A 14,407-nucleotide genomic window follows, 5' to 3' on the forward strand; every position below is an offset into this window, starting at 1 on the left:
TAAAAGCGGTGATTAATATGGATTATATTACAAAAAAAATAAGCAATTGGCTTTTAAAAGAAAATTACATTACTGATGATCAAGCTGACGATATCATATATGCTTTAGAAATAGTTATTTCCAATATTCTTCCGTTTACCACCATTTTGATTTTGGGAGTTGTATTTCAACAATTGACCAAGACTGTATTATTTTTTCTAGTTTTTGTTGGTTTTCGAATATTAAGAGATAGATATCATGCGCCAACTTTTTTAAAATGTTATATACTCACAGTTGGTTCGTTCATAAGTTGTTTAGTAATGTCACTTATCATTAATCTTGAGGTTCAACTCCTATTTACATTCTACATGGTAATTCTAAATATTCTACTATTCGTAGTCTTCAAAACAAAAATCGATGAAGGTCAAAATCAAAAATCTAATTTTATCTATAATTTTATATTAATAACGTACAATTCTCTATGTTTAATATTGAGTAAATTTGTTTTACATGAGTACACTGTTTTTTTATCAGTTCTTGGACTAATTATTGTTTCAACGTCAATTGCCAAAGAAAAATCAAATTAGCAAATATAAAAATACAACTTATTCAATATTGAAACAGTTTATTCAAAATCATTTTACATAAAAGTAATTTTGGAAACTCTAAATAGATAAAGGAAAACTGGACTTGATGAAGATTATACATGTAAGTCGTTGACTCAATTTTGTATGAGAGAAAAGGACTGTTATATAGTCTTCTAAACGGAGGGATTTAAAGTGTAGCTGTCTAGTAGTTGTTTAGAATTCCAAAGTTTGTATATAGTTTACGATGTTTGACAAATGTAGCATGGAGTAGCAAACCACTCACAAACCCTTATATCTAGTACATTAGGAATTATCAAAACGTTAATTTTTTATTACATGTTTTGTACTCAAGGCCCACTATCTAGTGGGTTTTTTGATGTTTAGATATCGTAGAAAAACAGCATAAAGTCCCCTTTAAGAAGCACCAAAGCAGTGGAATTAACCATCACAATGTGCCCAGTTGAATGAACATGAACACTCAGTGAACCTAAGACAATTCAACTTCATCATTTTATCGAAAGTTTTTATATTAATTGTATATTCATGCATTTGATCGGCTATAAAATGTCGCTTTACACATATTGTCAAATAAAAACTGGCTAAAGATAAACACGTGTAACAATCCAAACAAATGCTTTAGGGTGTAGAATATGTATAAAAAAAGACAACAAGCACGTTTTGATTTTGAGCTTGTTGTCTTAATGGTTACACGTTTTATATTATTTCGCGATAAGTTTTTGTTCATCGGCGAGTTGCTTCTTGTCCATTGTTTTGAAGAATGGATAATAGAGACATAAATCAAGTGCTAGAATCATAAATTGAAGAAGAATTGCACCAATATTCCAATTCGTTGCGATGGCACCACTTAATCCAATAGGCATGGTCCAAGATGGGTTAATTCCCACAGGTCTTGCGACAAGGTTAAAATTCATCAATGTATACACTACAAGAAGATTAATCACTGGAACAAAGATATATGGAATCAACATGACAGGATTCAAGACAATTGGAACACCAAACATAAGAGGCTCGTTGATATTGAATACCGATGGTACGATACTAAGTTTACCCATTGTTTTCATTTGTTTACTCTTTGAGAAAAATGCAAGCAAGATTGCGAGTGCTAGTGTAGCACCGCCACCACCGAGCCATACAAAATTCATCATAAATGGATAACTTATAATATTAGGAATCTGTTTTCCTGCTTCAAACGCGAGTCTGTTTGCGTCCATGAGAGAAAACCAAATTGGATACATCACGGCACCAATCAAATCAGTTCCGTGTATGCCTAAGAACCAGAAGACAGATGAGAGAATAATCGCAACTAAAGTACCACCAAGGCCACTACCAATTCGAGTGAGTGGGATTCCGATTAATGTTGTTACAACATCATGAAGTCCTTGTGATCCTGTTTGACGTGCAAAGTAATCAAGAAATGCCCAAATAAAGAGAATTGCGAATCCAGGGATAATGGATGAAAAAGCAGCACTAACCCCCGAAGGTACTGTTTCTGGCATTTTAATTGTCCAGTCCATTTTCACGATGAAGCGATAAATTTCTACACTCACAAGTGCAAGCACGATTGCGCTAAATAATCCACCACTGCCAAGTTTTGAATAGTCAATACCACTCAAACCCTCACCATCAAGTACAGATGGCGTAATGATGATAAATGCAGATAATGAGATGATTCCTACGGAAACGTCGGGAAGACCATATTCTTTTGCAAGATTATAGGCTACACCAAATGCAACAACAAGTGCCATTACCCCAAAACTACCATTTGTAATTTTACTTAATACACCCCCAACATTGCCAAATTTAGTCAATGTTTCAGTCCAATTTGGGATGGGTAAATTTCCAATTACCATTGATAATGATCCAATGATTATCAATGGCATTGCCATCGACATCCCCAAGAAAACAGCGTGGAAATGTTTTTGCCCTTGCAGTTTACCTGCATAAGGCAATATTTTTTCTTCTAAAAACGTATTAATTCTTTCCATATTTCCTCCTATTATGATGATGAAAATCAATTGTTTGACGCATCATCACAATTCTTATAATTCCTATGAATAGTTATCTTTATACCCCTTAAAGTATATAAAAATTCATGAATGAGTCGGTGTAAGCAAAAACATAATTTGCAGTGTTACACATGATGTCACGATAAAAAACGAATGAAATGTGTTTTTTATCGTATCCCGTTAATGAATACATTAAGATGTATCCATTAAATAGCAAAAAACAAACAAAGGCTTTCATTCGCCATATCAGCAATTTTTTAAACTATCCATTATTCGTTTGATTGTCTCTACATATACTGCATCGTAAAGTTCTCTTTGTAATGGTGATGAAAACAATGGTTAATTCATCAATAAAAGCTGCATTAGTGTCAAGAACTCTGGTTTTCTTTACAATGAAGAGACGAGCTGGAGGTGATAATCACCTTACACTCATATCATAACACTTTATTGTACTTCACCTTTGCTTTGTATCAGAAAAGCCTATTGATGCTCTCTATATCACATTTATTTATTGTTATAAGCTGTGATTCATTTGGATCAAATAAGTGGATAGATGGGGGTGTGAAGTGATATTATGACGCAAATATGATCTTAGAATCAAACTTTTTGATGCTTCTTGATGTTGAATAAGTGAAAAGCGTACAGATCATGAATCGAATCGTATTAAATAAATGATGATGCTTTGGGCAGATACATAAAGTTAATCTGACAAGAACTCATAAAAATCGCATAATTGCGTCTCGACGATGAAGATGCAGTGGATGATGTTATCAAGACAATGAAATAACGGAAGCAAAAGGGGTACGTATTGGCCGTGTTGTCAACGATACTGGGACCGTTTGTAAGCTGTTAAATGCGACTTAAACCCAGCACAACTCTTCAACTGATTGATACGCGCTCAAAAAAGCACAAGGGTCATAACCATTGATGAACTAAAAAGGGGTGCTATAATAAATTTAAGGAGTGAGTATATATGAAAGATAGAATACGACGCGTTATCAACAATCATCAATTATCTTGTGAACATACCAGCAAGTACTACTATATTTTACGAGGGTTTAAACCCCTTATGGGAGCTGTAGAAATCCCCGTAAAACCTTATGCAGATTCTTTGGATCCTAAAGAAAATCGGTACATTCTCGAAGAAGATCTTCCAAACCATGATGCTCATGAATTTGAAGGCTTCGACGTATGGACTGTTACCTTTAATCTGTTTGACGATAAGATTCTTGATGAAAATGGCCAGTTGGTTGATTTAAACCCCTTAACACTGCCAGTTCGATTTAAAAACCTGAATATTTTCAATGAAATTAACCCATTAACAGGAATTGTGGATAATCTGGAACTGGATAATGACGACCGTCTTGATTACTTAAAGGCAATTGGATTCTTAAAATAAAGCACCCAAATCGGTGCTTTATTTTTTACAAACACTATCTTGTTTGACAATATAGTAAGAATCGTTTATACTACCACTATATTGCAATACAAGAGAGGTGGTTTTGATGGATGTATCACAAATGCTCAAAGGAATTCTAGAAGGCTGTATCTTGGAAATAATCTCAAAAAAAGAAACCTATGGCTATGAAATGACCACGCATCTAAAAGAAGCAGGACTTACGGTTAGTGATGGAAGCATCTATCCACTCCTTTTGAAACTTCAAAAAGAAAAATTAATTGAAGGTGAGATGAAGCCTTCAAAAGAAGGTCCGATGCGAAAGTATTATCATCTTACGGACAAAGGAAATCAATCACTTCGTGAATTCAAATTGAAATGGAATACGATAAGAACGGGTGTTGACCAATTAATGGAGGGAAATCATGGAACCCAATAAATTGATAAGACTTAATCATATAATGCAAGAGAAACTTAATGAAACCAATCGTGGTTATTATGATGTAGTATTAACTAAGGTAAGGTTTTCATTTCGAGATGAAAAACAATCGGAGGAAACATTGTATGAAGTGCTCACAGATCTCGTGATGGCTCAAGAACAAGGCATTGATGGTCAAACGTTCTTTGAAATGGCGCCTGAAACGCTTGCCCAAGCAATCATTGAAAACAGTGAGAAGATGAAACGAAGGGAACTCATAAAGATTGTGATGCCGGGTTTTCTAGTCTATATCCAACTTGCAATTACAACTCGAATCTTCCATGAAAATATTCAGATTGGACGAGTCCAACTCCCTTTTGAACTCATTTCTGTTGGAATCGGTTTGTCTTTACTACTCTATAGTGTTGTTAAAATGAGTCGAAAAAGCTACGTAAAAGCCACCATCGGTATTGTTTGTTTACTCTGTGTTGTTTTTCTTTGTGGGTTTATCCTGTTATCACAAAATAAACAGGATTACATGCTCTTAGACCATAAGACCTATGGTTGGGTGATTGCTGTCATGAATTGTGTATTGATTGCATTTACAATAAACCAGGATAAACATGTGGATCTAATTGCAAATCTTTGTTCAATCTTATGTGTATGTGTAGGGGTTTTGGGAATCATAGGTGTGATAACACAAGCGCTCAATAACCGCATGCCTTGGCTCGTGTTCGCATTTTTAGGGGTGTACTGTGTGATGTATTTTATAAAATCTGTACACCATCTTACAACCCTTATCAAAGCACGCACGTAATAAGGGTTTCTTTTTCACTGAAAACTAAAAAAATATACCCATACTGAAACTACGATTTAAAAATGTCGTAGTTTTTTTGCTGTAGAGTGAAAATCAATGTCTATAAGTTAAGATAATAGCGGACTTAATAAATGAGTGAAACCCTATCATTATAACAATATATATAAGCGACTTCTATAATTCTGAGATTTTCTGATAAGCATCTATTCTACCAAGTGTTTAAGCACTTAATAGACGATTTAATAGTGTTTTGAATTACAAATCCATACCTTGAACTATGACTTTTTATCGCTGAAATTGAAATAACATCCTTTATAAAATCCCCTTATATGATATAACCTTCTCTATTTTACTAAGCTATAAGCGGTGCTTATAATGAAGATGTAATGAGATGATCATCGCATTTAATGGACTTTATTCACCAAAATGCACAATTTATTTGCAGCACTTTTTAGTGCGCACTTTTCAAAGGAGAAAGGAAGCAGTATGTCAAAATTAATCGATTTTAAGAAAATACTGAAGCAAACAAATCCTGATGTAAAACCCTTTCAAATCATGGATGAGAAGGGTGACATTGTGAATGACGCCTTCATGCCAGATCTTAGTGATGATCAGTTAATTCAGATGATGGAAGTGATGGTTTGGGGACGCGAATATAATAATCGCGTCAGTATATTAAGTCGGCAAGGTGTGCTTGGAAATCTGCCACCAACAGAAGGGCAAGAAGCAAGCCAACTCATCTCGCAGTATGCATTAGAAAAAGGAGATTGGCTGTTACCATCCTATCGCGATGTCCCCCCAATGATTCGCCATGGCGTGAAAACACGTCAAGCAATCAATTGGTATAACGGACATACTGATGGGTTTAGTTATGACAAATCGGTGAAATCATTTCCACCACAAGTCATTATCGGTGCACAAATAATCCAAGCAGCGGGCGTTGGATTAGGGTTAAAACTCGATGGACAGAAACACGTTGCATTGACCTACATCGGAGATGGCGGAACATCACAGGGCGATTTCTACGAAGGTCTTAATTTCGCAGGAGTCTATGATGCACCCGTTATCTTCGTCGCTCAAAACAATGGGTATGGTATCTCTGTTCCACGATCTTTCCAAACACGATCTAAAACATTGTCTCAAAAAGGAATCGGTGTGGGGATTGCGCATTTATTTGTTGATGGAATGGATCCTTTTGCGGTTTATGTTGCGACGAAATCCGCGCGTGAGTATGCAGTATCAGGACAGGGTCCAGTACTTCTTGAGTTTTTAACGTTTCGGTTTGGACCTCATACACTCAGTGATGACCCACGTCGATATCGTGAACATGAAGAAGTGGAACAATGGCGGTCAAAAGATCAACTAGTTCGCATGCGAAAATTTTTAGAACGCAAAGGATTGTGGACCCAAGAACACGAAGATGTGATCAAAGAAAAGACACAACATGAAGTTAAAGAAGCATTGGATGCATCCAGAAATGTGGAAAAACAAACGGTGTCCGGTTATCTAGAATCTATGTTTGAAGTGATGCCTCAGACAATCAAAGAACAATTTGAATTTTATAAAGCAAAGGAGGGGCAATAAGCATGGCTACAAGAAATATGGTCGAAGCAATTACTAGTGCATTGGACGTTATGTTAGAAGACGATGAAAAGATTCTTGTGTTTGGTGAAGATGTTGGGAAAAATGGCGGAGTTTTTCGTGCTACGGATGGTCTTCAAGAAAAACATGGTGAACGTCGCGTATTCGATACACCTTTAGCTGAATCTGGAATCTTAGGATTATCCATTGGATTGGGTGCTGTTGGATATAGGCCAGTACCAGAAATCCAATTCTTTGGATTTGTGAGTGAAGCGATTGATTCGCTTACCAATCAAATGGCGCGGATGAGATTTCGAACAAACGGAACCTTAACCTGCCCAATCACCTTGCGTAGCCCATTTGGAGGCGGTGTCGGAACACCAGAAATCCACTCCGATAGTTATGAAGGATTTATCGCGCAAATGCCTGGAATCCGAGTTGTTGTTCCTTCAAATCCTTACGATGCAAAAGGCCTGTTGATTGCATCAATACGGAGCAATGATCCCGTTGTATTTCTTGAGCATTTAAAGCTTTATCGCGCAGAGAAAATGGAAGTTCCAGATGACATCTATGAAGTACCACTTGATAAAGCAAACATCGTCAAAGAAGGGCATGATATCTCAATTGTTGCATATGGTGCAATGGTTAAAGAAGCAATCAATGCTGCGACAATTCTAGAAGAAATTGGCGTGAGTGCAGAGGTTGTAGATTTAAGAACCATCGCTCCTTTGGATATTGAAACGCTCCAACAGTCTGTCTCAAAAACAGGCCGATGTATAGTGGTTCAAGAAGCACAACGTCAAGCAGGTGTTGCAAGTCATGTAATGTCAGAGCTTGCGGAAAGACTGTTCTTAGATTTAGAAGCCCCCCTATCAAGAGTAACTGGTCCAGATACAACATACCCATTCCCTTTAGGGGAAAGTATGTGGTTACCCAATGCCCATGATATCGTGCGTAAAGTACAAAACATAATGGAAAACTATTAGGAGAAACACGATGGTCTATAAATTTGAACTCCCAGATTTAGGAGAAGGGATAACAGAAAGTGAAATCTTAGAGTGGTTTGTAAAAGAAGGGGATGTTATTAAGGCGGATGATCGGCTTTTAGAAGTTCAAAATGACAAAACCTCGATTGAAGTTCCATCACCACTTAGCGGTACAATTAAACACATTCATGTAAATGCCCATGATATCGCAAAAGTTGGGCAGGTACTTGTAGAAATAGAAGGTGAACATCTTGAAAGTGAAACACAAGCAGTGGATGACAACGAATCGAATGAAACAATTCAAAAAACAAGTAACAACAGTTACACATCATCTGTCAAAGCAAAAGCGATCCCATCAGTAAGAAAATATGCTCGAGAAAAAGGGGTTGTGCTTAGTGATGTCACACCAACTGGGAAAAACAATCGGGTGACGATGGCGGATATTGATCGTCATATAAAAAACGAAAACCAAAGGGTCCCTAGTGTGATTACACCAAAACCTATCGTCACAATTCCAGATGAACATCACACAAGAAATATAGAGCCAATGAGTGCAATGCGAAAAGCAACGATGCATGCATTAATTGAGTCAACACGAATTCCAACAGTCACAATCTTCGCGGAAGTAAATGTTGATAAATTGATTAAGCATCGGAATGCGTATAAAGAATATGCACTCGATATGGAATCAAATCTTTCTTATACAGCATACTTTGTCAAAGCGGCGGTCACAATGCTTAAAGCACATCCAATTTTCAATGCAAAGATTGACGTAGAGAAGGAAGAAATTGTTTATAAAGATGCCATTAATATCGGTGTCGCAACGAATACACCAAGAGGGCTGTATGTCCCAAATATCAAACAGGCAGATCGAAAAAATCTACTCGAAATATCCGATGAAATCGTGAAAAATACACGTTTAGCTCACGAAGGAAAACTCAGTCAAGAACACATGAATAATGGTTCATTTACCATTACGAATGTTGGGGCATTTGCTCAAGATAGTGTGTATGCAACACCAATTCTAAACACGGATGAAGTAGGTATCATAAGCACCTCCCGCTTTGAAATGAAAACGATCGTTTGTGAAGATATGAGTGTTCAAGTGGCACCGATTATGAAACTTTCATTCACATTTGATCATCGAATTGTGGATGGTGTCGATGCACAAAAAGCATTGGAAACATTTAAACAAATCTTAAGCGATCCAAACATGCTTGGACTGAAAGGGTAAATTATGGTAGTTGGAGATTTTGCAAAGCAAACGGGATGCTTAATTATTGGCAGTGGTCCAGGTGGCTATGTTGCGGCAATACGGGCATCACAACTTGGACAACAGGTCACGATTGTAGAGAAGGATGCAATTGGTGGCACATGTCTTAATGTCGGATGCATTCCATCAAAAGCGCTGATTCAAGTCGCAACAGATTATGAAAAAGCGACACATTCAAATCCATATGGTTTAAAGATTGATGGGGTATCCTTGGATTTTAAAGTTGCTCAAAATTGGAAAAAGAATGAGGTAGTAAGAACTTTAACGCAAGGGATTAAGATGTTATTGAAAAAAAACAATGTTGAGATTGTTTATGGGAGTGCACACTTTATTGATAATCATAGGGTGCGTGTTATGGGGGATGAAATCAATCAAACCTATCAATTCGAATCCTGTATTATTGCAAGTGGTTCACGGCCTTTAGAACTTCCATCATTTAAATATAATGAATCAGTTCTTGATTCAACAAGGGCCTTAAATCTGACTTCAATTCCTAAATCGCTCATCATTATTGGTGGCGGTTATATCGGATGCGAACTCGCATGTATTTATTCGAAATTGGGAACACACATCACAATTCTTGAAGGAACGGCTCACATCCTACCAAACTTTTCCAAAGACCTCGTGAAATATGTTGAAACAGCACTCGAACATAAAGGTGCCAACATCGTTACTCATGTCTTTGCTAAAGGGGTTGAGTCGACGCAGGAAGGGTGTATTGTGAGTTTTGAGAAAGATGGACATCTAAAAAAAATCACTGCTGAAAAAGTGCTAGTAACCATCGGAAGGCAACCCAATACCGATACCATAGGACTTGAGTATACGGATGTTAAAGTTGATGCAAAAGGACTGATTGAAGTCGATGATCAAGGAAGAACGTCGGTGCATCATATATTCGCAATTGGTGATGTTACTTTTGGCCCACAACTTGCACACAAAGCTACTTATGAAGCAAAGGTTGTTGCAAGTGTGATCAATGGACATCCTGGGGGCTTTGATAATTTAGTGATTCCAAAAGTATGTTATACAACGCCTGAAATCGCGGGTGTTGGTTATACACTTGAGGAAGCAACTCAGAATGGAATTCATGCTAAAACAGCACAATTTCCATATCATGCTAATGGACGTTCGCTCACAATGAATCAAACTGAGGGGTTCATTCGTATTATATATAATCAAGAAACTTTAGCACTACTGGGTGCAGAGATTGTCGGAGCTCATGCAAGTGAATTAATCGCTGAATTAACAATGGCACTTGAAACACATCTTACACTTGAAGATGTTGCGCTCATTATTCACGCACATCCAACCTTAAGTGAGATGATTGACGATGCCGCACAAATCGGCTTAGGACACCCAATACACAGTGTGAAAGGAGTTTAATATGGAAAAAATATTTGAAAAAGGATTTTCAATGAAAGTTCTAAATGGTGTTGCCATTGGGACAGTCGCAGTGCTGATTCCTGGGGCACTCCTCAATGAACTCTTTACAGCATTATTGCCTGTGTTTCCACAAGGGCAATTTATTCTCACTGCAACTGCTTTAGCAACAACACTGATGGGTGTAGTCGTGGGTGTTATGGTGTCCATTATGTTTAAGTTCACACCAATACACACTGCTGCAGTTGCGATTGCATCCGGTTTGGGATCAGGAGCATGGTCGGTGAATGAATCCGGACAATTTATCGTTCAAGGAAGTGGTGACATTATAAATATGTCATTGACCGCGACCATTGCTGTAATCATTATCCTTGCTTGCGGAAATCGCTTCAGAGCATATACCATGCTGGTTGTACCAGCACTAACTTTAGTTGTTGCCGGAGGTTTAGGTGTTGCTATACTACCCTATGTAAAAAGCATCACAAGCGGTATTGCTGAAATCGTGAGAACATTTCTAGATTTACAACCCATTCTTATGTCGTTTCTGATGGCAATTGTATTTTCAATCATGATTGTTTCACCGATATCAACAGTGGGTATTGCTTTAGCAATCAATCTGAGCGGTGTAGGGTCAGGGGCTGCCAATGTGGGTGTTTGCGCAGCAGCATTTGGACTTGCTATTTCTGGGTGGAAAACCAATGAACTGGGAACGTCAATTGCACTTATTATGGGTTCGCCCAAAATGGCCATGCCCAATGTGATTAAGAATCCAAAAATAATGCTCCCAATAATCATAAACGCCGCAATCAGTGGCATCATCTGTGCTCTATTCCAACAACAAGGAACCTCCTATTCCGCAGGATTTGGATTTAGTGGCCTGATTGGACCGTTGAATGCAATTCGCATGGCGGGTGGATTTACACCGATAAACATCTTCAAAGCAGTCTTTGTCTTTGTAGGGGTTCCAGTGGTGCTCGCATTTATCATGAGATATGTCTTCATGCATACTCGAAAGCTTGTGAATGCTGAAGATTATCGAATCGATGTAAAGTAGGTGAAACAATGAGAGACTTTATTGAGTTAGAAACACGCCTTGTCATGAGCAAACATGAAGCAAAAAAAGTAGCATGTGTGTGTGCTTATGAAAGGCAAACACTCATCGCAATCGATGCTACAGCTCGAAAAGGGTACATAAAACCGATTTTGATCGGTGAGAAAGCACGGGTTAAAAAAGCATTGGAGGACCATCAAATCAGCTCTGATTATGAAATTATTGATGTGGATAGCGATGAAGACGCAGCTAAAAAGGCTGTTTCGCTGGTACATGAAGGCTATGTTGACTTGATTATGAAAGGATATATTCAAACCAGTGATCTGTTGAAAGCTGTTGTGAATCGGGACCAGGGCATCCGAGATAAGCCGATTCTCTCGCATGTTGCTTTAATCGAAGTGCCTTATCAAAACGAAATGTACTTCGTGAGTGATGGGGGCATGAATACATACCCATCATTCAATCAAAAGAAAGCAATTATCGAAAACGCAATCGAAGTTGCCCATTATCTGGGCGTTGATCGTCCAAAAGTTGCCTTGCTCGATGCTGCAGAACATACAAATGCGCGCATCAGTGCTTCCTATGAATCACGTGACTTAAGTAATTTGAAATGGAATAACGCGATTGTTGAAGGCCCCATTTCCCTTGATATTGCAGTGTCAAAAACAAATGCACGCATCAAGAATTATCAAGGGAAGATCTGTGGTGATGCGGATATTCTAATTGTCCCTGACATCATCAGCGGAAATATTTTGGGGAAAGCCGCAACACACTTTACCAATGGCATTATGGCTGGCATCATCTATGGAGCGAAGGTTCCCATTATTCTTGGTTCACGTGGTTCAAACGAAATTGAGAACGAGTATTCAATTATTGTGGCATGTCTTGTTGCACAAAAGGAGCGATTATCATGACTCTTATTCTGAGTATTAATCCTGGTGCGACCTCTACTAAGTTTGGACTATTTGATGGCTATCACGAACTGTTCAAAGGAGAAGTACCGTTCATAAAAGATGCGCAAAGGCACACTACGCTCATTGATCAACTTGTTCCTCGATATGATGCCATATACACAGCCATCAAAGATCAAGGCTATGATCCACAAGATATTGAAGTTGCAGTGGGAAGAGGTGGTATATTACCACCCGTTGAGGCAGGAGCACTTTTGGTGGACCAACACTTGATTGATTATTTATTGAGTCATGCTGAAGTCGTGCACCCTGCAAATCTTGGTGCTTCAATTGCACAGAAGTTTGTTGATCAAGCACATCAATGTGTCGCATATATTTATGATCCAATCTCTGTAGATCAAATGATCCCTCTGGCTCGATTTTCAGGGGTAAAAGAAATTGAACGAAAGAGCATCGGACATATTCTTAATTCTCGACAAGCTGCGATGCATTATGCGCAAACTTTAGGGAAATCTTATCATGATGTTAAGGTCATTGTAGTGCATGCGGGAACAGGAATTACACTTACTGCACATTCAGAAGGACGTATGATTGATTTGATATCGGATGATGAAGGCCCCTTTTCTCCAGAGCGAAGTGGTGGTTTGCCATTAAGGAAATTTATGGCAATGTGTTATAATAATAGTGAAAAAGACATGATTGAAATGACACGTCACAGCGCTGGACTTGTTTCTTATCTTGGAACAAATGATGTTCGAAAGGTTGAAGCATTTATCGACAATGGTGATCAATACGCACATTTGGTGTTGGAAGCAATGGCTTATCAAATATCAAAAAGTATTGCAAGTCTGGGGGCTGTGTTATATGGAAACATAGACGGAATTATCATTACAGGCGGTTTTGCACGATCAAAACGCATTATTGATTGGATAAAAGAGCGTGTCGCTTTTTTGGGGGAGGTGATAATATATCCAGGTGAATTTGAAATAGAAGCATTAGCTTTTGGTGGATACCGTGCTTATTTAGGCGAAGAAGAGATACATACAATTAAGAGATAAAGTGGTGGGGGTTTTGTATGGATGTTAAAGATCTGAAATATTTTATAACGGTCGTTGAAGCAGGAAGCTTTTCAGCTGCTTCAAAGGTGTTACATGTAACGCAACCAGCTTTAAGTTGGAATATTAAACAACTGGAAGAAGAGCTTGGTTTACAACTACTAAAGCGTTACAATCATGGTATTAAAATGACAATGAGTGGTCAACTCTTGTATGAAGGTGGTAAAGATGTTGTTGAAGGGTTTGAACGGCTCGAACGTCTACTGAGATCTGATAACAGTTCCTATCTTAGAGAAGTTAAGTTTGGCCTGACAACACTTTTCGCAATCGAATATATGGATGTATTCGAAAGCTTTAAGAAAAAGTATGATCAATACAATCTAACCTTTACGCAACGGGGATCAAAAGAGATCCAGAACATGTTGATTCGCGGAGAGATTGATATTGGGCTCACATCAGAGCCGACCTACTATTCCAAACTGTCGGTGAATGCAAACCGTCTTGAAGGGTATTATATTGACCTTGGTGTATTAGTAGGGAAAGACAATCCACTCTTTGACAAAACAAGTTTGACACTTCTTGATTTGAAGGATATGGAGTTCTCAATGCTCACAACTGATTATGCAATCAGTAATGAAATTCCAAAACGTTGCAGCGATTTAGGGTTTCAACCTAAAATTGTCTATGAAAATGAAAATTGGGAAGTAATTGTGAAGCATGTTGAATCCTATGGATCAATTTCGATTCTACCTTCTGAATTTGAACAATTCTTAAATCGAGAAGATATTAAATGGATTAAACTGGATGATCCTGAAGTATCACGGTTTAACCTTCAACTTGTGACAAGTTTAGATTTATCAATCCGAGATGATCATGTCTTGTATTGGAGAGTCTATAATGAGTTATTGGAAAGAAATAAGCGGAATCCTGATTCATAAACAACAAA

Annotated in this window: 13 protein-coding genes; 12 read left to right on the forward strand and 1 reads right to left on the reverse strand. The window is 37.9% G+C overall.

The genetic code is table 11. From position 1 onward, the window contains the following. The first annotated feature begins 17 nt into the window (after positions 1–17). The gene (locus AOC36_RS12655) at positions 18–566 is read left to right on the forward strand and encodes an accessory gene regulator B family protein (protein ID WP_067631532.1); all 549 of its coding nucleotides are present in this window, start codon (positions 18–20) and stop codon (positions 564–566) included. A gap of 719 nt (positions 567–1,285) precedes the next feature. On the opposite strand, the gene AOC36_RS03620 is transcribed toward AOC36_RS12655, so the two are convergent. Continuing rightward, positions 1,286–2,572, reverse strand: a complete 1,287-nt coding sequence (locus AOC36_RS03620; RefSeq protein ID WP_067631534.1) for a PTS sugar transporter subunit IIC — start codon at positions 2,570–2,572, stop codon at positions 1,286–1,288. 994 nt (positions 2,573–3,566) lie between these two features. Between AOC36_RS03620 and AOC36_RS03625 the strand changes: the two genes are divergently transcribed. The 11 genes from AOC36_RS03625 (at position 3,567) to AOC36_RS03675 (ending at position 14,399) form a co-directional block, all read left to right on the forward strand. Then, a complete protein-coding gene (locus tag AOC36_RS03625) occupies positions 3,567–3,992 on the forward strand; it encodes a hypothetical protein (RefSeq protein WP_067631536.1) in 426 nt (141 codons plus the stop codon). A 106-nt stretch (positions 3,993–4,098) separates the two neighbouring features. Next, on the forward strand, positions 4,099–4,428 hold the full coding sequence (locus AOC36_RS03630; protein ID WP_067631538.1) for a PadR family transcriptional regulator: 330 nt from the start codon (positions 4,099–4,101) through the stop codon (positions 4,426–4,428). Beyond that, the gene (locus AOC36_RS03635; RefSeq protein WP_067631540.1) at positions 4,415–5,224 is read left to right on the forward strand and encodes a hypothetical protein; all 810 of its coding nucleotides are present in this window, start codon (positions 4,415–4,417) and stop codon (positions 5,222–5,224) included. Before AOC36_RS03630 ends, AOC36_RS03635 begins: the two co-directional genes overlap by 14 nt. Before the next feature lie 486 nt (positions 5,225–5,710). After that, the gene (pdhA, locus tag AOC36_RS03640) at positions 5,711–6,808 is read left to right on the forward strand and encodes a pyruvate dehydrogenase (acetyl-transferring) E1 component subunit alpha (protein WP_067631542.1); all 1,098 of its coding nucleotides are present in this window, start codon (positions 5,711–5,713) and stop codon (positions 6,806–6,808) included. A gap of 2 nt (positions 6,809–6,810) precedes the next feature. Further along, complete coding sequence (locus AOC36_RS03645) at positions 6,811–7,791, forward strand: alpha-ketoacid dehydrogenase subunit beta (RefSeq protein WP_067631544.1); 981 nt, start codon at positions 6,811–6,813, stop codon at positions 7,789–7,791. 10 nt (positions 7,792–7,801) lie between these two features. After that, positions 7,802–9,025, forward strand: a complete 1,224-nt coding sequence (locus AOC36_RS03650) for a dihydrolipoamide acetyltransferase family protein (RefSeq protein WP_067631546.1) — start codon at positions 7,802–7,804, stop codon at positions 9,023–9,025. Positions 9,026–9,028: 3 nt separating this feature from the next. Continuing rightward, positions 9,029–10,447, forward strand: coding sequence for a dihydrolipoyl dehydrogenase (gene lpdA / locus AOC36_RS03655; RefSeq protein ID WP_067631548.1), 1,419 nt, complete (start codon positions 9,029–9,031; stop codon positions 10,445–10,447). A 1-nt stretch (position 10,448) separates the two neighbouring features. Then, positions 10,449–11,498, forward strand: a complete 1,050-nt coding sequence (locus AOC36_RS03660; protein ID WP_067631550.1) for a PTS sugar transporter subunit IIC — start codon at positions 10,449–10,451, stop codon at positions 11,496–11,498. 8 nt (positions 11,499–11,506) lie between these two features. After that, complete coding sequence (locus AOC36_RS03665) at positions 11,507–12,409, forward strand: phosphate acyltransferase (protein WP_067631552.1); 903 nt, start codon at positions 11,507–11,509, stop codon at positions 12,407–12,409. After that, the gene (gene buk / locus AOC36_RS03670) at positions 12,406–13,464 is read left to right on the forward strand and encodes a butyrate kinase (protein WP_067631554.1); all 1,059 of its coding nucleotides are present in this window, start codon (positions 12,406–12,408) and stop codon (positions 13,462–13,464) included. The genes AOC36_RS03665 and buk overlap by 4 nt, the downstream gene beginning before the upstream one ends. A 17-nt stretch (positions 13,465–13,481) precedes the next feature. Next, positions 13,482–14,399 carry a LysR family transcriptional regulator gene (locus AOC36_RS03675; protein ID WP_067631556.1) on the forward strand — a complete coding sequence of 306 codons (918 nt, stop codon included), beginning with the start codon at positions 13,482–13,484 and terminating at the stop codon, positions 14,397–14,399. Positions 14,400–14,407 lie beyond the last annotated feature (8 nt).

It is taken from the genome of Erysipelothrix larvae (assembly GCF_001545095.1).
GTDB lineage: Bacteria > Bacillota_I > Bacilli_A > Erysipelotrichales > Erysipelotrichaceae > Erysipelothrix > Erysipelothrix larvae.